This is a genomic window from Spiractinospora alimapuensis (assembly GCF_018437505.1).
Lineage (GTDB): Bacteria > Actinomycetota > Actinomycetes > Streptosporangiales > Streptosporangiaceae > Spiractinospora > Spiractinospora alimapuensis.
Window position 1 is genome coordinate 4,387,105 of sequence record NZ_CP072467.1, and the last position, 18,073, is coordinate 4,405,177.

Below are 18,073 nucleotides of genomic sequence, written 5' to 3' on the forward strand. Positions count from 1 at the left end.
ATGGACCCTATACCCCGATTCTCGCTCCATCTCCCGCCCGGGTGAGGCGCGCAGCGGAGTACTCGAAGCTCAACCAGGACACCACCGCGACAGTGCCCATCGCGGCAGGGAGTAACCAGAGCGGGCCGCCGGGCCAAGGCCGCCCGAGGAAGGTGAGCCCAAGGACTGCCAGGGGCACCACGGAGGCCAGAACTCCGAGGGTTGTCGCCATGACAGTGATCATCAAAGACTCGCGTCGGAGTACGGATCGAACCTGCTTCGCCGTCATCCCCAGGGATCGCAGGGTCGCGACCTCGGTACCGCGCTGCAGTGTCTCCGCGATCAGGCGGTTCGTCACCGACAGCAGTACGTAGGCGAGCAGACTGAGTAGGACGACAAAGTTGATCATTACGGTGGCGGGGAGCTGGGGTCCGTCACTTCCCCGTGACGCGCCTCCGTCGGTGAGGGAGGTGACGCCCGCACCCGGATAGCCCGCGACAAGCCGGTCCAGGGTCTCGTCGGTGGTCGTCCCCTCTCCGGGCTCCGAGCGGACCAGCAGGTGTTCGGGAAGGTCAGCCGTGACGTGACCCGCCGTGAGCTCCGGCGAGAGGGTGACCGGAGGAAAACCGATACCTCGGTCGTACAGGGCGACCACCTCGACGGTGACCTCCTCGCCGTCCCCGAGAGTGAAGGTCGTCTCGTCCCCGAGCTCCGCTCCCAGGATCCGAGCGAACGCGGACCCAAGCGCTACGGCGGAACCGTCCAGGTCGGAGAGCCGCCCCTCCCGCACATCGAGGTCGAGCACCTCCTCCGCGCCCGCGTCCACCACGTGCGCCGGCTGTTCGAGGAGCTCCCCGTCGACCTCGCCAAGGAGGTCAAGCGGCCACACCGTCTGTGTGGCGGACACCTCCACCGCCGCGGCGACCGACGGCGCCTCCCGAATCGCGGCGGCGAGGTCGGGGGGAACCCCGCCAAGGCCCTCGGCGGTGACCATGTGCTCGGCCAGTGTCCCCCCGGCGCTCTCCTCTGTCCCGGCCGCGAGCACGGTGAATTGCGCGTAGCCCTGACCGAGGACGAACGTCACCACCATCGCGAGCGCTGCCACGGCGCCACCGACGCTGGTCGCGTTACCGTGCAGGTTCCGTACGGCGAGCCAGGTCAGGGGAGACGCGGATGGGCGCAGGCGACGCATCACCATGTCGGTGATCCGACTGACCAGGGTCGGCCCGGCCAGTACGAGGCCGACGGCCGCGACGAGGCTCGCAAGGCCGGTAGCCGCGGCGGTGACTTCGTGGGCCAGGACGACGGGAGGGAGGGCCATCAGGACGGAGAGAGCGAGCAGGCCGCCTCCGACCCGGGTGCGCCAGGGCCGAGGGGACCGCGGTTCCATCGCCGTCTCCGCGAGTGCCTCGACCGGGGCGGCCCGCGACACCCTTCGTGACGCGACGGCTGACGCCAGCCACACCGTGAGGAGGAGAAGGACGCAGGTCAGCAGCGCGGGAAGTGGGCTTACGGCCATCGGAAGCTGGCCGGGGACGAGCCCGTGCTCCGAGAGCGTCGAGAACAGCGGTGATGACGCTGTGTAACCGGCGGCGATTCCGAAGGGAAGCGCGAGGACCGAAACGGCCAGGCTGGGCAGTGTGACGAGACGGCGAACCTGTTGCGGTGTGGCCGCGATCGTCCGCAGTAACGCCAGTTCGCGGCGTTGGGCGGCCACGGATACGGAGAGCGCGCCCCCGATCGAGAAGCCGACGACGATCAGCACGACACCGCTGAGCGATCCGGCGAGGCCGAGCAGCAGGGGGCCCGCCGCGGCGGCCCGTGGTGACTCGGCGTCGCCCCTGTCCGACCCGGTGCGCACCACCAACGCCTCGTCCCGCTCACTCCCGACTTCCGTGCGAATCGCCTCGGCGAGCGCGTCGTCGGAGACGTCCGGGGCGGCCCGGACCCCGATCGTGTCCACGGTGTCCGCGCGCGGTCCCTCGTCCCGTCGTGCGTGGTCCGTGGCTGAAGCGTCGTCGAACAGGATCGACGTGACCTGAGTGTCGACGACTCCGGCCAGTCGATATCCGCGGGTGTCGCCGTTGACCACGAGGGTGAGGTCGTCGCCGATCTCGGTGTGGGCGGCGTCCGCCGTCGTGGCGTCCAGCACGACCTCGTCGCTCCCTCGGGGCGGGGCCCCCTTCAGTTCCGGGGAGTCGAGGAGGGCGACGGATGACCAGTTCCGTCCGGTGGAGAGGGGATCCGCCGCCGAGATCGTGCCGTCGGTGGTGACCACCGTCGCGGGGAAGGCGACGTCGCCCACAGCGGTCTCCACCTCGGGTAGCGCGGCCACGTCCGCGACGAGCGCGGCGGGAAGCCCACGGCGCTCGGGAAGCATCACGTCGAGTCCGTCCTGCCGGGGCAGGACCTGTTCCGCCGCGATGACGGCGTCGGCGTGCGGCATGCGTTCGATCGGCATGTGCGACCGAAGGGCCGTGTCGGCGAGAACGCCCCCCACGGTGGTGAACAGGGCGCCGCCCGCGACCGCCAGCGCCACGGCGACCAGCCCGCCCGCGAGTCCCCGGGAGAGTCGCGACCACAGGGGCGGCCGCCGCCCGAATCGGGGTTTCCGATCCGTCCGCGACGCCTTGGGGGGGCTCGCCTCCGGGCCGTGAGCGTTGGGGGGCACGATGACCGAGGCGATGTCGGAGGACATGTCAGTTCCGTTCCAGGGAGGCGAGCCGCCGGTTCAACGCGTCGGCGTCGGAGCCGTGGAGGACGTCGGCGATGCGGCCGTCGGACATGACGGCGGTGGAGTGAGCGTTGACGGCGGCTTTGACGTCGTGGGTCACCATCACGACGGTCTGGCCGAGTTCGTCCACGATGCCGCGAAGGAGCGCCAGGATCCCTCGCGCCCTCGCGGAGTCGAGCGCCCCGGTGGGCTCGTCGGCGAACACGATGTCGGGCCGCGCGGCCAGAGCGCGGACGATCGCGACTCGCTGCTGCTGGCCCCCGGAGAGTTCTCCCGGCCGGCGGTGCAGCCGGTCACCGACACCGACGAGTCGGACGAGTTCCTCCAGCCACTCGCGGTCCGGAGGTCGGCCGGCGAGGCGGAGGGGCAGGGTGATGTTGTCCTCTGCCGTCAGGGTCGGGAGCAGGTTGTAGGACTGGAAGACGAATCCGACCCGGTCGCGACGGAAGTGGGTGAGCTCGGGTTCCTTGAGGGAGCTCACGGTGGTGTCACCGATCGTGACCGTTCCCGAGGTAGTCCGGTCCAGGCCGGAGGCACAGTGCAGGAGCGTCGTCTTGCCTGATCCGGAAGGGCCCATCACCGCGAGGAACGAGCCCTGGTCGACCCGCAAGGACACGCCGGACAGCGCGGCGACGACCTCCTCTCCGTCCACGTACTCGCGGTGGACCGAACGCAGTGTCAGCGCGGGCCGTGTCCCCGAGACCTGTGCCGCGGCCGGTCGACTGTCCGGAGTGGCGTGCCGCGTGGGCCCAAGGTCGAGGGCCGTGGCGGAGAGGTCCGCGTCCGTCATCGCGCCGCCCGGACCTTGCGCACGACGAGGACGACCGCGCACGCCAGGGCCCCGGCCCCGACAGGGGCGCTGAGCCAGACCGGGGCACCCGTGAGCGACAGGGCGCCGTTGGCGACGAGTCCGACGCCCAGACCGGTCCACAGCAAGCGCTGCGACGCGGCCGTGTGGCCCGGCACCGTGCGCACGTGATTCGTCATCGGTTCCTCCCGAGGTTTCTCGTGCCCCGCCGTTCCGCGGGGTCGACAACGTGATGGTGCGACACTACGAGCGGTGACGGTCCCGTCTCGATCCCGCGCGTGGGAGGAAGTAATGTCCAGCAGGCTGCACATCCCCTGCGCTTGGGATGCGGGATCATGGTCGGAGTCAAACCATCGCTTGAAGTGAGTACCGTGCAAATCACACGATTTCGGCGCGCGTGGCTCGGCGTGCGCTACCTGCTGGGTGTACTCCTCAGTGGGGTCACCGCGCTCCTGGCGCTGCACCTGGTGCTGGTCGGGGTGGCGCTGATCCCCGCCGGTGGCCTGGGGCTCGTGGTGCTCCCCCGCGTGATGGAGTTCCTGACGAGAGCCACGGAGGCGGAGCGGCGGCGCGGGAGCCGCTATCTCGGCGAGGAGTTCGTTTCCCGGCCGGACGAGCGACCTCCGCACACCGTTCTGGCGCGGTGGAACCACGTGATGCGGTCCGCGTCGACCTGGCGTACCGCGCGTTTCCTCCTCGTGTGGGTCCCACTCGGTGTCGCATACGGGCTCCTCGGCGTCATCGCGTTGCTGGGAACGCCCTCCGCGCTGATCAAGGCGTCGCTGTGGTGGCTTCTCCCCGGAGGGGAGACGACGTTCTTCGGGGTGGGGGTGACGAACTGGCCCTTCGCCATCGTGGGAGGTCTCGGTGAGGGCGTCGCCTTCGCGGCGCTGTTCTGGTGGGGGGCACCGTTCCTCGCTCGTGGCTACGCGCGGCTGGTCGTGCGACTGACCTCACCGTCGGAGATCGAACTGCGGGCGGAACGACTCAGCGAACGCGTTGAGGAGCTGTCCCACACGCGGGCCGAGGCGCTGCGGGCCCACGGCTCCGAGCTGCGCCGCATCGAACGCGATCTCCACGACGGGACCCAAGCCCGGCTCGTCGCGCTCGCGATGCGGGTGGGAATCGCCGAACGGATGGTGAGCGACGACCCGGAGAAGGCGGTTCACCTGCTGCGGGAGGCGCGAAGTGGCGCCGAGGACGCGATGGCGGAGCTGCGGGACGTGATTCGCACGATGTACCCACCGATCCTCACCGACCGTGGTCTGGACGGTGCGGTCTCCGCGGTCGCCGGACGGTGCGCCGTGCCCACCTCGGTACGTATGGGCGAGCTCGGCTCGTTGCCGGCGGCGGTGGAGGCGGCGGCGTATTTCGTCATCGCCGAGACTCTGACCAACGTCGCCAAGCACTCCCAGGCACGGTCCGCCCAGGTCGATCTCTCCCGGGACGGCGCGGAGCTCACGATCCGGGTCGTGGACGACGGGGTCGGCGGGGCGCTCGAGCACGGCGGGACGGGACTGGCCGGACTGCGACGTCGGGTGGCCGCGCTCGACGGGACGACGACCGTGACCAGCCCAGCCGGTGGTCCAACGACGGTGGAGGCGGTGCTGCCGTGCGCGTCCTGATAGTGGAGGACAACGCGATCCTCGCCGAGGGACTGAAGCTGCTCCTCACCACGGCCGGCGAGACGGTCGTGGCGTCACTCGGTGACGCCGACGGGCTCATCGAGGAGATCGAGCGGCATGGACCCGACCTCGTGATCGCCGATGTTCGCCTCCCCCCGACCTTCCGCGACGAGGGTCTGCGCGCCGTGATCGAGGCGCGTCGGGTGCGACCGGAGCTCGCCGTCCTGGTGTTCTCCCAGTACGTCGAGGAGGTCTACGCCCAGGAACTGTTCGCCGCGGGTGGCAGCGGCGTCGGATACCTCCTCAAGGACCGTGTCGCCAAGGTCGAGGAGTTCCTCGACGCCCTGCACCGCGTCGCGGCCGGCGGCACCGTCATGGACCCGGACGTGGTGCGTCAACTGCTCACCCGAAAACAGCACCCGATCTCGAGGCTCACCGCCCGCGAGACCGAGGTCCTCGCGCTCATGGCGGAGGGCCGAAACAACCGGGACATCGCCGAGAGAATGGTGGTCACCGAGGGCGCGGTGCACAAACACGTCGGGCGCATCTTCGCCAAGCTGGACCTCCCGGAGGGAGACGCCGGGCACCGTCGGGTCCTCGCCGTGCTGGCCTACCTCGGTTCGTGACCCAACGGCCCAGGGGACCGGGTCAGGTGCGTGTCGACACGCGCGCGACACACCTCGTCCGCGGCCACGGGCGACCGCGGCGTGGGCTCCAGCCCGACCCGTGATGGGTGAGAGTGGCGTGGATTCCTACGACGGCACCGGAGCGATCCGGGTGGTCGAGTCAGCGTGCGGTGCCGAAGGCCGCGCGGGCGTCCGAGAGGAGCCTGCGTGCCCGTCCGGCACCGTCGGCGTGTTCGTGAAGTTCGAACACGGGGACCGCTTCAAGCAAGTCCCTGATCGACTCAGCCGCACGGCCGCGAGAACGAAGGACGCGGGCCCGAGCGATGCGCGCGTGGCCCGAGGCGACGGAGTCGGGGGCTGTGTCGATCGCTGCCGTGAGGTGTGTCAGCGCGCCGTCCTCGTCGCCACCGACGCGGGCGACCGCTGCTCGGAGAGAGAGCGCTTCGGCCTCCGCCGAACGCACCCCGATGCTTCGGTACTCCGCCGCGGCGCCGTCGGCGTGGGCGGCGGCGCTCCGCGTCAGGCCGGGGTGTGTGGACCTGCCGGAGTCGTGCTCCAACCGGGCCAGCAGCACGTTCCCCTGCACCAGTTGGCTCCAACCGCGAAGCGCCGCCGCGCGTTCTGGATCGTCGCCGGGCTCGCTGTCGAGCTCCTGTTTGCAGCCGGCGAGTGTCTCGATTCGACGCTCGAGGGGGATACCGTCAGGGTTCGCGACGAGGCTCCAAAGGTCGACGGTGATTCGTTGATAGCGGCCGCACTCCTGCGCCGCGGACCGCTGTGCTCTGGCGAGGAGCGCGGCACCCTTCGTGGAACCGGTGGCGAGGAACATACGAGCGCCGCGCCAGGCGTCGCAGAGGACGGCGTCACCCTCGAACGAGGGGCCGCGGAAACGCTGGAGTGAGGCGGCGCGGAAGTGGGTGCTCGCTTCGTCGAGGTTCTTCGTGACTTCCTTCAAGGTCGTGGCGCCACCGGCCATCGCCTGGAACTGGCGGGCGCCGGTCCATGCCAGCTCGAGTGCCTTCTGTCGACTGGATTTTCCTGAGGGCGAAGTCCAGTCGCCCGAAGGGCGGGCCCACATCCGGTCGACCAGCTCCCTGACGTGCCTCGGCTCCGAGTGGAGCTGTTGGGCGCGGATCGCCCGGTTCAGAAGCTCCGGTGCTCGCGGCTCGGTCGGTCCAGTGGTGGGGTTCACCGCTCACCTCCGTCGGATCCGCTGTTCCCGTCAGCGTCGTCGAAGAGGTGGGGATTTTGGGTGTACTTGCGCAGGACGAGAACGAAGGCGGTGTGGACGTCCGGGGCGGCCTGCCGCCCCGGAGCGGTCTCGAACAGCGAAACGGCCAGGGCGGGTCGACAGAACGCGAGGGTGGCGCGATGGTCGACGTCCGTCGCGTCGACCTCCAAGCGTCGCGTGATCTCACGAAGCTCGGTCACCTGGGCCGCGCTCGAATCCATATCCAGAACATCGTCGATGCGTGTCGCCAGTTCGTCGCGTATCACTGATCCTCCGTCGGCTGTCCGGGGCGCGGTTGCCGGATCCGACGGACGTCCGCTGGGTGCGGTTCCTTGATTGGTGCTGGACATTCCGAGTGACCACCCGGACGCCCAGCACGCTTCGTGACCGGGTCCGTGGCTTCCCACGACCGCGGTTGCGCGTGCCTCCGCCTATGACCTCGCCGGGCTCCGCTCATGACTCCTCGTGGAACCTCGGGTCCTGGTTCTTGTTGCGCCCGTCGAGGCGGCCCAGCGCGGTGATCTCCTGGACCTCGGTCTCGGTGAGCGCGAAGTCGAAGAGGGCGAGATTCTCCCGTTGGCGCTCCGGTGAGGTGGCCTTCGGGATGGGAATCGCTCCGAGCTGGTAGTGCCACCGGAGGATCACCTGGGCCACGGTGCGTTCGTGGGCGGTGGCTATGCGCTGGAGCACGGGGTGGGTCAACAGCGCGTTCGCCCGGCCGATGGGACTCCAGGACTCGGTGCGGATTCCCCGGCTCTCGTCATCGGCACGCTGCTCGGCCTGTGGGAAGAAGGGGTGCATCTCGATCTGGTTCACGCTGGGCACCACGCCCGACTCCGCCTGGAGCCGCTCCAGGTGTTCGGGCATGAAGTTGCTGACGCCGATGGACCGGATCAGTCCCTCGCGGCGCAGGTCCACCAGGGCCTGCCAGGCCTGCGGGTACTCGTCCTGACTGGGGTTGGGCCAGTGGATGAGGTACAGGTCGTAGTAGTCCAGGCGCCCGGTACAGCGACTCGTGGACGGCGGTCACGGCCGCGTCGTAGGCGTGGTACCGGCCCGGCAGCTTGGAGGCGATGATCAGTTCTTCCCGGGGCACCGGACTCCGCCGCACCACCTCACCGACGGCGCCCTCGTTCTCGTAGTTGTACGCCGTGTCGAACAGGCGATAGCCGACCTCGATCGCGTTCACCATGGCCCGTACACCCGCCGGACCGTTCAGCCGGTAGGTCCCGAAGCCCACGGCGGGCAGCGTCGTTCCGTCGTTGAGCGTGTATCGCGGAATATCCGCACTCATGGTGTCCCCACTCCTGCTCGACTGCCGTCACGGGTTGTCGGCGGCGTCCGTCCGGCCCGCCCACCGCGCCCCCGGGGGCCACGGTACTGCCCGCGAGGGCGGGGCTTCACTCCAGTCTTGACCAGCGCAAGGGAATCATTGGGTCAGCATCGGGACGGTTCCTTGACGACGTGGAGCAGGCGTATTGGAGTGGAGAGAGGCCTCATGGGGCGGCCGAGCGCGTGCCGTTGAGAGCGTTCGCCCGGCCGGCGGGGCGGAGCAGCGCCCACGCATCGCCGTTGAGGCGTGACAACCGATGATCCGCGGATGACCGCGCGCCAGGGCGTGGGGTCATCCGTTGACCGCCTCACCACTTGGAGGAACGGCCGATGACAGGCACCGAGCCCACGCCGACCACCACCGACGCCGGGATCCCCGTCGCGAGCGACGAGTACTCGCTCACGGTCGGCCCGAACGGCCCGATCCTGCTCCAGGACAACTACCTGATCGAGCAGATGGCGCAGTTCAACCGGGAGCGCATTCCGGAGCGACAGCCGCACGCGAAGGGCGGTGGCGCCTTCGGGAAGTTCGTGGTCACCCACGACGTGCGCGCCTACACCAAGGCGGCGCCGTTCCAGCCCGGGGCCGAGACCGACGTGCTGATTCGTTTCTCCACCGTCGCCGGAGAGCGTGGGAGTCCGGACACGTGGCGGGACCCGCGCGGCTTCGCGGTGAAGTTCTACACGCCTGAGGGCAACTACGACATGGTCGGCAACAACACGCCGGTCTTCTTCGTCCGCGACCCGATGAAGTTCCAGCACTTCATCCGATCCCAGAAACGACGCGCGGACGTGAACCTGCGCGACAACGACATGCAGTGGGACTTCTGGACGCTCTCCCCTGAGTCCGCGCACCAGGTGACGTGGCTGATGGGGGACCGGGGGATCCCCCGGACGTGGCGGCACATGAACGGCTACTCCAGCCACACCTACATGTGGGTGAACGCCCAGGGGGAGAAGTTCTGGGTCCGCTACCACTTCAAGACCGACCAGGGGATCGAGTTCCTCACCCAGGAGGAGGCGGACCGGCTCGCCGGCGAGGACTCCGACTTCCACACCCGCGACCTGTACGACGCGATCAACCGGGGCGAGCACCCCAGTTGGACCCTGCACATGCAGATCATGCCGTTCGCGGACGCGGACAACTACCGGTTCAACCCCTTCGACCTCACCAAGGTGTGGTCGCATCGGGACTACCCGCTGCATCCGGTGGGCCGGCTCACGCTGGACCGCAACCCCACCGACTACCACACCGAGATCGAGCAGGCCGCGTTCGAGCCGAACAACCTGGTGCCGGGCGTGGGGCCGAGCCCGGACAAGATGCTGCTGGCGCGGCTGTTCTCCTACGCCGACGCCCACCGGGCGCGGCTGGGCGTCAACTACAAACAGATCCCGGTGAACGCCCCGGTGGCGCCGGTGCACAGCTACAGCAAGGACGGAGTGATGCGGGTCGCCAACGTGTCCGACCCGGTGTACGCCCCGAACTCCAAGGGAGGGCCGAGGGCGGACACCGCGCGCTACGGCGAGGCCGCCGGATGGCACACGGCGGGCGACATGGTGCACTCGGCCTACGTCCCGCACCGCGACGACAACGACTTCGTGCAGCCCGGGATCCTCGTCCGCGAGGTCATGGACGACGCGGCCCGCGACCGCCTGGTCTCCAACGTCGTGGGTCACCTGCGAAAGGGCGTGAAGGAGCCGGTGCTGAGCCGCGTCTTCGAGTACTGGCGCAACATCGACGTCGACACCGGAAACCGCATCGAGCGCAGCTACAAGAACGGCGCCTGATCGGCGTTCCGCCTGGCACGATCCTCGGGCTGTCCCGCCGCGCACCGGCGGCGGGCGCCTCGGGCCGAGTGGCTCCGTGAAGGGGCCCTTCCCAAGGGATGTGGTCTTCGTTACGCTCAACCCGACTCGATAATCAAAGGTTTGATGATTGGGGGACGGATGGGGCAGAAGGCCTTCGCCTCCTCGGGAGACCTGGCGGAGAAGGAACAGACGTTGGAGGTCCTCGCCGACGGCGTCTACGCCCTGACCGCTGAAGGCGACCCCAACATCGGCGCCGTCGAGGGCGAGGACTTCCTCGTGTGCTTCGAGGCACTCGCGACCCCGGTGGCCGCCCGCGACTGGCTCGCCCGGCTGCGCGAACACACCGACAAACCAGTGCGTTACCTGGTCCTCTCCCACTACCACGCCGTCCGGGTCCTGGGCGCGTCCGCCTTCGACGCCGACGTCATCGTGGCGCACGAGAACACCCGCGCGCTCGTCGCGGAACGGGGCGCGGAGGACTGGGCCAGCGAGTTCGCGCGCATGCCCCGCCTGGCCAAGGGAGCGGACTCCGTCCCCGGCCTCACCTGGCCCACCCTGACCTTCTCCGACCGGCTGACCATCGACCTCGGCGGGGACCGCGGCGAACTCGACCTCCGGTACTGCGGACGCGGCCACACCGAGGGGGACATCGTGGCGTGGCTCCCTCAGCACCGGATCCTCTTCGCCGGCGACTTGGTGGAGGCCGAGGCCGCCCTCTACACCGGCGACGCCTTCCACCGGGACTGGGCCGCCGGAACCCTGGACCGCCTCGCCGCGCTCGAGGCGGAAACCCTGGTCGGAGGGCGCGGAGGTGTCAGCCGGGGCCGTGAGGCCGTCACCGCGGCGATCGAACAGACCCGCGGCTTCCTGCGCGTCATGATCGACGAGGTCGACGCGGTCCGTGCCCGCGGCGGCACGCTGAAGGACGCCTTCGCCGCGGTCCACTCCGCGCTGGCGCCGACCTACGGGCACTGGCCGATCTTCGAACACTGCCTACCCTTCGACGTGTCGCGTCTGTGGGACGAGCTCTCCGGAGTCGAACGCCCAGTGATCTGGACCGCGGAGCGCGACCGCGAGGTCTGGGCCCAACTCCAGAGCTAGGTCGTGTTTTTTGAACCGCTGTGCCTCCTTTGGGGGCGCTGTTGGGGATGCTGGGGGTCGCGACCGCCAGGACGACGTTCGCTGCGTCGATTCCTTCGGACAGCCAACCAGGATGCCCATCACGGATCGCCGTGCGAGCCCAAGCCCGGGCCCCCGCTGGGCCACCATCGCGAAGCGACCCCAATAGGGGCGACGGCCCGCTCTCTTTATCCGAAAGCCTTCACAAAACACTCCCTAGCCGTGCGGCCGACTCCGTCATCGAGCATTTGGGTGAGCGGGCGCCACTCTGTGGCGGAACGGAACGCTCCACCCTCTCGGAACGGAACCCGCCGGACCGGTGCACGGCGGGAGACAGCCACCCGAACTGACCCATGCCACCACCGAGGTCCCACGAGGAGCACGACGATGACGGTGCACGCGCGAGTTCCCTCCACGCCGGTCCTGGTGCTGGGCAACGGCCCGGTGGGGCAGACCACCGCGCTCCTGCTGGCGCGGTGGGGCGTGCCCACCATCGTCGTGGACGAACGGCCCGGACGTGACCTCGTGGGCTCGAAGGCCATCTGTCAGCAACGCGACGTGCTGGACATCTGGGAGTCGGTCGGCGCCGGGGGACGCATCGCCGCCGAGGGGACCACCTGGTCGACCGCGCGAACCTTCTTCCGGGACCGGGAGCTCTTCTCCGTCACCGTCCCCGACGGTGGGCAGTCCTCCTTCCCGCCGTTCGTGAACCTGTCGCAGTCGCGCTCCGAGGAGATCCTCGACGAGTGCGTCGCCGCCGAGCCGCGGATCGACGTTCGCTGGTCGCACCGGGCCACGGCGATCGAGCAGGACGACGAGGGGGTCACCGTCACCTGTGCCACCCCCACCGGGGAGGTGCGGCTGCGTGCGACCCACGTCGTGGCCTGCTGCGGTGCGCACACCGAAGTACGGCGCATGCTCGGGGTGGGCTTCGAGGGTCACTCCTTCACCGACCAGTTCCTCATCTGCGATATTCGCGCCGACCTGCCGGGCTGGGTGGAGGAACGGCGGTTCTACTTCGATCCCGAGTGGAACCCGGGACGCCAGGTCCTCATCCACCCCTGCCCCGACTCCACCTTCCGCGTCGACTGGCAGGTTCCCCCGGAGTACGACCTCGCCGCGGAGGAGGCCGACGGGCGTCTCGACGCACGCATCCGCAAGATCATCGGGGATCGGCCCTACGAGGTCGTGTGGAAGTCGGTGTACCGGTTCCACTCCCGGGTGGCCGAGCGCATGCGAGTGGGGCGGGTGCTGCTCGCGGGGGACTGCGCCCACCTGTACGCGCCGTTCGGCGCCCGTGGTCTGAACTCCGGGGTGGGGGACGCGGAGAACGCGGCCTGGAAACTGGCCTACGTGCGTCGGGGCTGGGCCCACGAATCCCTGCTGGACAGCTACCACCACGAGCGGTACGCGGCGGCCAGGGAGAACCTCGAGATCACCACCGCCACCATGGATTTCCTGGTGCCGCACAGCGAGGAGCAGCGTCGACACCGGCGGGAGGTCCTCGAACGCGCGGTACACGACAGCTCCGCGCACCCCCTGGTGGATTCCGGCCGCCTCGCCGAGGCGTTCTGGTATGTCGCGTCCCCGCTCACCACGGAGGACCGCACCCGCCCGTTCCCCGGACGTCCCGCCCGAGGCACGCTTCCCACCCCCGGACCGGGGATCCTCACCCCCGACCTGCCCGTCACCCATGTCGACGGTTCTCCCGGACGTCTGCGGGCGATGGCTCGGGAGGGCTTCCTGATCCTGACGGCGGGCCCCGACGCACATCGTGGGGCCCAAGTCGCCGTGGAACGTGCGTTATCCGGTCCGGTCCGGGTACTCAAGGCGGCGGAGCTCGACCCGTCGGGGCGGCTCGCCGAGGCACTCGGTATGCGGGACGGAGAACTGTGGGTCGTCCGCCCGGACGCCTACGTCGCCGCCGTCGTCGACTCGCCCGAGCGCCTGGAGGTGGCGGCGCACCGGGCGGTGGGCCGGCGACCACCGCGTGGGTCGTCGGTGATTCCGCGGCAGAAGGAGGTTGGCGATGGCGTACTACCGGCGCGTCGGTGAGGTTCCGGCCAAACGGCACACCCAGTTCCGCACGCCCGAGGGTGGCCTGTACTACGAGGAGCTGATGGGGGAGGAGGGCTTCTCCAGCGACTCCTCGCTCCTGTACCACCACCACATTCCTTCGGCCATCGCCGCGTCGGAGGTGTGGGACCTGCCCGACCTGGAGACCGAGGCGAACCACCCGCTGAAGCCCCGGCACCTGAAGCTGCACGACCTCTTCGGCCCCGACGAATGGCGCGACGTCGACATGGTGACCGGGCGGCGGCTCGTCCTCGGCAACGCCGACGTCCGCATCTCCTACGCGGTGAGCGGCACCCCAACCCCGCTATACCGCAACGCCATCGGCGACGAGTGCGTGTACGTCGAGTCGGGACACGCGAGAGTGGAAACGGTCTTCGGGGCCCTCAACGCGCGCCCCGGCGACTACGTGTTGCTGCCCCGCGCCACCACGCACCGGTGGATCCCCGATGGCCCCGAGCCATTGCGCACCTACTGCGTGGAGGGAAACTCCCACATCGCCCCGGCCCAGCGGTACCTTTCCCGCTTCGGTCAGCTACTGGAACACGCCCCGTTCTGTGAGCGGGACCTGTTCGGGCCCACCGAGCCGCTCGTCGTCGAGGGACGGGACGTCGAGGTGCTGGTGAAGCATCGTGGCCGCGGGGGAATCGTCGGGACCCGACTCGTCTACCCCGAGCATCCCTTCGACGTGGTCGGGTGGGACGGGTGTCTCTACCCCTACACGTTCAACGTCGAGGACTTCATGCCGATCACCGGCAAGGTGCACCAGCCACCGCCCGCGCACCAGGTCTTCGAGGGCGCCAACTTCGTCGTCTGCAACTTCGTGCCCCGCAAGTGCGACTACCACCCGTTGTCGATCCCCGTGCCCTACTACCACTCCAACGTCGACTCCGACGAGGTCATGTTCTACTGCGGCGGGGACTACAGCGCACGTAAGGGCTCCGGTATCGGACAGGGCTCGATCTCCCTCCACCCCGGTGGCCACGCCCACGGTCCCCAACCCGGTGCCTACGAACGCAGCATCGGTGTGGAGTACCTGGACGAACTCGCGGTCATGGTCGACACCTTCCACCCCTTGGAGCTGGGTGAGGCGGCCCGAGCCGCCGAGGACCCCCGCTACCCCTGGACCTGGGCCGGGAAGACCCAGTGACCGGAACCGACGGCCGTCGGACTGACGCCGAGGTCACGGTACCCGTCCGCTCGCACGAGAGGACCGACGCGTGGTGCCTCCTCGGAACTCGTCGATGACGGCCGGGTAGAGCTCGCGATGTTCACCCCCACCACCCCCCCGGGGGTCGATCGGCATGTCCACTGACGGAGAGGACACAACGACCATGAACGAGCCATGGGTGCCCGTTCCGCCCAACTCCGGCTTCGGAATCGCACACCTTCCCTACGGCGTCTTCGCGACACGGGGTACACCGTCGCGGGTCGGGGTTCGCATCGGCGACCTGGTCCTGGACCTGGCGGCGGTGCTGGACGATCCGGTGTTCTCCGAGCCCTCACTGAACGGTTTCATGGCCCAGGGCCGGGAGAGCTGGCGCGCGACCCGCGCTCGGGTCGTCGAACTTCTCAGCGACGAGAGGCACCGCCCATGGGTGGAGGAGGCGCTGTACCCGGTGAGCGGTGTCGCGCTGCGCATGCCGTTCGTCGTCGCCGACTACGTTGACTTCTACGCCAGCGAACACCACGCCACCAACCTGGGCCGGATACTGCGACCCGACACCGAACCGCTCCCGCCCAACTGGAAGCACTTCCCGGTGGGCTACCACGGGCGCGCGGGAACCGTCGTGGTGTCCGGGACCCCGATCCTCCGCCCCCAGGGACAGCGCCGCGCACCCAACGACGCCCTGCCTACCTTCGGATCCTCCACGCGGTTGGACCTCGAGGCGGAGGTGGGGTTCGTCGTCGGGTGCGGCAGCCCGATCGGGGAGCGAGTCTCACCGGAGCGGGCCGAGGAGCACCTGTTCGGCGCGTTCCTCCTCAACGACTGGTCGGCGCGTGACATCCAGGCGTGGGAGTACGTTCCCCTGGGCCCGTTCCTCGGTAAGTCCTTCGCCACCACCGTCTCCGCGTGGGTGACCCCGATGGAGGCCCTGACCTCGGCGCGGATCCCCGGCCCCGAACAGGACCCCGCCCCAGTGGACTATCTGACCGGAGCCCAGAACGGGGGGCTGGACCTCCGCCTGAGCGTCACCCTGAACGGCGAGGAGATCGCGCGCCCGCCCTACCGTCAGATGTACTGGTCACCGGCGCAGATGCTCGCCCACATGACGATCAACGGCGCGAGTCTGCGTCCAGGTGACCTGTTCGCCTCCGGCACGGTGTCCGGCCCGGAACGGGGCGAGTGGGGGAGCCTGATGGAGCTCGCGTGGAACGGGACCCGACCCCTGACACTGCGCGACGGCTCCACCCGGTCCTTCCTCGACGACGGTGACGTCGTCACCCTCACGGCGACCGCCCCCGGGCCGAACGGATCGCACATCGCCCTCGGCGAGGCCACCGGCCAGATCATCCCGGCCTCCTGACCGGTGCTCGACCGAGGTGGCCCTCGGGTACGGCGGTGTTCGCGCCTCGTCTCCCTGGTGTTGTCGGCGGGTGGCCGGGCGGCGTGGAGGGCGCGGGCGGGCGCCTCCGAGCGGCCACGGCGGCGGCACTGCGCTCTCGGCCGTTGTGCCGTGACGAGCCGTGTTCGTGTGGGGTGTGGGTGGCTGGGCGGGGTATGGCCGTCACGTGTCGGGTGCCCGCGGTGCTCCTCCCAGGCGGGGGCCACGCAACGCGCGGCGACCACCTGCGATGCCGCACCCTCCGCAGGTGGAGGCTCGTGGGTTCGGCGCGCGTTCGTACCGACGCCCATACGCGGTGTCCGTGGCACAAGGCGCGTCTGGACGTGACGGGGGCGCGGCCGATCCGGCCGCGCCCCCGTCTCGTCACTGGTCAGTCGTTCAGCAGACGCCGTCCCAGCTACATTCACCGCTGCTGGGCTGGTCGGTCGGGACCGGGGCCATCAGCGGCTCGGCACGGGCCGCGGGCTGGGTTCGGTCGAACTCCGCGAGCCGGACCGCGATCGCGTCCTGGACGTGGGTCGGGGCCGCGCCCGCGTGGCCGTTGTTGACGACCGAGAACACCAGCTCCTCGCCACCCGAACCGGTGACGTAGCCCGACAGGGCGCTGACACCGGTCAGGGTGCCCGTCTTGGCGACGACGTTGTCGGCGGCGGCGGTGTCACCCATACGGCTCGCGAGCGTGCCGCCGACGAGCGGATCGGGGTCGCCGGCCACCGGAAGCGAGGCGTTCCAGGTGTCGTACCACTCCGCGGACTGTGCGCTCGTGAGCAGGTCGATCAGGAAGTCGGCCGTCAGGGTGTTGCTGTGGCCGAGCCCGGACCCGTCGGTGAGGGCGAGGTCGGTGGTGTCGACGCCGAGACCGTCCAGGGCCGTGTTCATCTCCGCCAGTCCGGCGTCCCAGCTACCCTCGCCGGCCTGTACCGCGCCGATCGTCTTCACGAGGATCTCGGCGTGCGGGTTGTTGCTCAGCTTCATGAACGGAACCAGGATGTCCGCCAGCGGCTCGGAGTCGCGGGTCGCCAGGTCCCGGCTGCCCTCCGGCGTCTCGCCGCGGCCGAGGTCCCCACGTAGCTCGATCCCCTGCTCCTCGAACGCGTCGGCGAGAACGTGGGTCGCGTAGTCGGTGGGCTCGTCCACGGTGCGTAGCTGCGTGGAGGGGTCCGCGTCGGCCGGCACGCTGCCGCTGACGGCGATGGTGTTGCTGTCCTGTGGCCGGTCGATCCACAGGGTCGGATCGCTGCCCGGTTCCCCGGTGGTGGCCTGGTTGTCGACCTCGACGTAGCCGTCCGCTGGACCGACGTCGACCTGCGGGGCGTCACCGACCGACTCACCCGGCGAGACCGTGACCTCCGTCGCGCCGGTGTCGTAGCGCTCGTCGTCCACGGCCACGGTGAGCGCGGAGATCTGCGCCGCGTAGGCGTACGGCTCGTCGGTCGGGTCCCAGTCCGGTCCGACCCGGACGTCGTCGAACCAGGTGTCGTCGGCGAGCAGGTCCCCACTGATGGCCGTGACCCCGCGGTCCGCCAGGTCCGCGGCGAGGTCCGCGTAGGCCTCGGGTGTGGTGGTGGGGTCGCCGGTGCCGCGGAGGTACAGGTCGCCGTTCAGCACGCCGCCCGAGCTCATCAGGGCAGGGGAGGTCAGGGTGGTCTCGAACTGGTAGTCCGTACCGAGGACCTCCAGCGCGGCGGCGCTCGTGGGCAGTTTCGCGTTGGAGGCGGGGATCAGGGTCGTATCGCCTTCGGTCGAGTAGAGCTCCTCGCCGTCCTCGAGGCTGTGTACGACGACGCCGGAGGTGGCTCCCTCCAAGGCGGGGTCCTGGAGGATCTCGTCGATGTCGTTGGCGAGATCCGCCGCACCGACGTCGGCGGACGCGGGCGCAGCCGGAAGGAGGGCCAGCCCGAGCCCCGCCCCGGCGGCCGCGAGCCCCCGGGTGATCAGCGTGTGTTTCATGGTGGGTTTCCGTCCCGTTCCGGGGATGTCGCCCGAGGAAGTCTGGCACGGATGGATCCGCTGCGTCGGAGGAAAATCGCGCCGCGTGACCGAATGCGGACAGTGATCATGGGAGTTGTTTTCCGCTCGCCCCGTGTGTCGGAGCCCAGCGGGGGGCCGGTGGCCGCTGACGTGAGGAAACGGCGAGAGGCGGCGGGTGCCCCGTCGGGGGCGGGATGGA

The 18,073-nt window shown here is 69.8% G+C and carries 14 protein-coding genes and 1 pseudogene; 7 read left to right on the plus strand and 8 right to left on the minus strand.

The genetic code is table 11. The annotated features are described in order from the left end of the window. Window positions 1-7: 7 nt before the first annotated feature. From J4H86_RS20475 to J4H86_RS20485, 3 genes are read right to left on the minus strand one after another with little or no spacing between them, the layout of a single operon-like run. Window positions 8-2,677 (minus strand): ABC transporter permease, encoded by a 2,670-nt coding sequence (locus J4H86_RS20475; protein ID WP_236539528.1) that lies wholly within the window; start codon window positions 2,675-2,677, stop codon window positions 8-10. A 1-nt stretch (window position 2,678) separates the two neighbouring features. Continuing rightward, window positions 2,679-3,503, minus strand: a complete 825-nt coding sequence (locus J4H86_RS20480; protein ID WP_236539529.1) for an ABC transporter ATP-binding protein — start codon at window positions 3,501-3,503, stop codon at window positions 2,679-2,681. Further along, the gene (locus J4H86_RS20485; RefSeq protein WP_236539530.1) at window positions 3,500-3,700 is read right to left on the minus strand and encodes a hypothetical protein; all 201 of its coding nucleotides are present in this window, start codon (window positions 3,698-3,700) and stop codon (window positions 3,500-3,502) included. Before J4H86_RS20485 ends, J4H86_RS20480 begins: the two co-directional genes overlap by 4 nt. Before the next feature lie 183 nt (window positions 3,701-3,883). Between J4H86_RS20485 and J4H86_RS20490 the strand changes: the two genes are divergently transcribed. Then, window positions 3,884-5,146, plus strand: coding sequence for a sensor histidine kinase (locus tag J4H86_RS20490; protein ID WP_236539531.1), 1,263 nt, complete (start codon window positions 3,884-3,886; stop codon window positions 5,144-5,146). After that, the gene (locus J4H86_RS20495; protein WP_236539532.1) at window positions 5,134-5,772 is read left to right on the plus strand and encodes a response regulator; all 639 of its coding nucleotides are present in this window, start codon (window positions 5,134-5,136) and stop codon (window positions 5,770-5,772) included. The genes J4H86_RS20490 and J4H86_RS20495 overlap by 13 nt, the downstream gene beginning before the upstream one ends. Before the next feature lie 160 nt (window positions 5,773-5,932). On the opposite strand, the gene J4H86_RS20500 is transcribed toward J4H86_RS20495, so the two are convergent. From J4H86_RS20500 to J4H86_RS27500, 4 genes and pseudogenes are all read right to left on the minus strand, one after another. Continuing rightward, window positions 5,933-6,964: a hypothetical protein gene (locus J4H86_RS20500; protein WP_236539533.1), complete on the minus strand. Its 1,032-nt coding sequence runs from the start codon at window positions 6,962-6,964 to the stop codon at window positions 5,933-5,935. After that, on the minus strand, window positions 6,961-7,224 hold the full coding sequence (locus tag J4H86_RS20505; protein WP_236539534.1) for a hypothetical protein: 264 nt from the start codon (window positions 7,222-7,224) through the stop codon (window positions 6,961-6,963). Before J4H86_RS20505 ends, J4H86_RS20500 begins: the two co-directional genes overlap by 4 nt. Window positions 7,225-7,456: 232 nt before the next feature. Continuing rightward, on the minus strand, window positions 7,457-7,999 hold the full coding sequence (locus J4H86_RS20510) for an aldo/keto reductase (protein ID WP_330932539.1): 543 nt from the start codon (window positions 7,997-7,999) through the stop codon (window positions 7,457-7,459). Between the two features lie 70 nt (window positions 8,000-8,069). Further along, window positions 8,070-8,297, minus strand: a pseudogene (locus J4H86_RS27500) (aldo/keto reductase); the annotation flags it as partial. Between the two features lie 368 nt (window positions 8,298-8,665). On the opposite strand from J4H86_RS27500, the gene J4H86_RS20520 reads away from it, so the two are divergent. The 5 genes from J4H86_RS20520 to fahA all read left to right on the plus strand — a co-directional run bounded on the left by J4H86_RS20520 (window position 8,666) and on the right by fahA (window position 15,864). Continuing rightward, window positions 8,666-10,123 carry a catalase gene (locus J4H86_RS20520; protein ID WP_236539535.1) on the plus strand — a complete coding sequence of 486 codons (1,458 nt, stop codon included), beginning with the start codon at window positions 8,666-8,668 and terminating at the stop codon, window positions 10,121-10,123. A gap of 159 nt (window positions 10,124-10,282) precedes the next feature. Beyond that, entirely contained in the window at window positions 10,283-11,245 is a 963-nt protein-coding gene (locus J4H86_RS20525; RefSeq protein ID WP_236544117.1) for an MBL fold metallo-hydrolase, read from the plus strand. 405 nt (window positions 11,246-11,650) lie between these two features. Next, window positions 11,651-13,318: an FAD-dependent monooxygenase gene (locus J4H86_RS20530; RefSeq protein ID WP_236539536.1), complete on the plus strand. Its 1,668-nt coding sequence runs from the start codon at window positions 11,651-11,653 to the stop codon at window positions 13,316-13,318. Further along, window positions 13,293-14,486 (plus strand): homogentisate 1,2-dioxygenase, encoded by a 1,194-nt coding sequence (locus J4H86_RS20535; protein WP_236539537.1) that lies wholly within the window; start codon window positions 13,293-13,295, stop codon window positions 14,484-14,486. The genes J4H86_RS20530 and J4H86_RS20535 overlap by 26 nt, the downstream gene beginning before the upstream one ends. Before the next feature lie 184 nt (window positions 14,487-14,670). Then, window positions 14,671-15,864, plus strand: a complete 1,194-nt coding sequence (gene fahA / locus J4H86_RS20540) for a fumarylacetoacetase (RefSeq protein ID WP_236539538.1) — start codon at window positions 14,671-14,673, stop codon at window positions 15,862-15,864. 417 nt (window positions 15,865-16,281) lie between these two features. Here the strand turns inward: fahA and dacB are convergent, their stop codons facing one another. After that, entirely contained in the window at window positions 16,282-17,853 is a 1,572-nt protein-coding gene (gene dacB / locus J4H86_RS20545; protein ID WP_236539539.1) for a D-alanyl-D-alanine carboxypeptidase/D-alanyl-D-alanine endopeptidase, read from the minus strand. Between the last annotated feature and the right edge of the window lie 220 nt (window positions 17,854-18,073).

Coding starts and splice junctions, on each gene's coding strand:
- J4H86_RS20475 (WP_236539528.1), bottom strand. CDS start 2,677: ATGTCCTCCGACATCGCCTCGGTCATCGTGCCCCCCAACGCTCACGGC.
- J4H86_RS20480 (WP_236539529.1), bottom strand. CDS start 3,503: ATGACGGACGCGGACCTCTCCGCCACGGCCCTCGACCTTGGGCCCACG.
- J4H86_RS20485 (WP_236539530.1), bottom strand. CDS start 3,700: ATGACGAATCACGTGCGCACGGTGCCGGGCCACACGGCCGCGTCGCAG.
- J4H86_RS20505 (WP_236539534.1), bottom strand. CDS start 7,224: ATGGATTCGAGCGCGGCCCAGGTGACCGAGCTTCGTGAGATCACGCGA.
- J4H86_RS20520 (WP_236539535.1), top strand. CDS start 8,666: ATGACAGGCACCGAGCCCACGCCGACCACCACCGACGCCGGGATCCCC.
- J4H86_RS20525 (WP_236544117.1), top strand. CDS start 10,283: ATGGGGCAGAAGGCCTTCGCCTCCTCGGGAGACCTGGCGGAGAAGGAA.
- J4H86_RS20530 (WP_236539536.1), top strand. CDS start 11,651: ATGACGGTGCACGCGCGAGTTCCCTCCACGCCGGTCCTGGTGCTGGGC.
- J4H86_RS20535 (WP_236539537.1), top strand. CDS start 13,293: ATGGCGTACTACCGGCGCGTCGGTGAGGTTCCGGCCAAACGGCACACC.
- fahA (WP_236539538.1), top strand. CDS start 14,671: ATGAACGAGCCATGGGTGCCCGTTCCGCCCAACTCCGGCTTCGGAATC.
- dacB (WP_236539539.1), bottom strand. CDS start 17,853: ATGAAACACACGCTGATCACCCGGGGGCTCGCGGCCGCCGGGGCGGGG.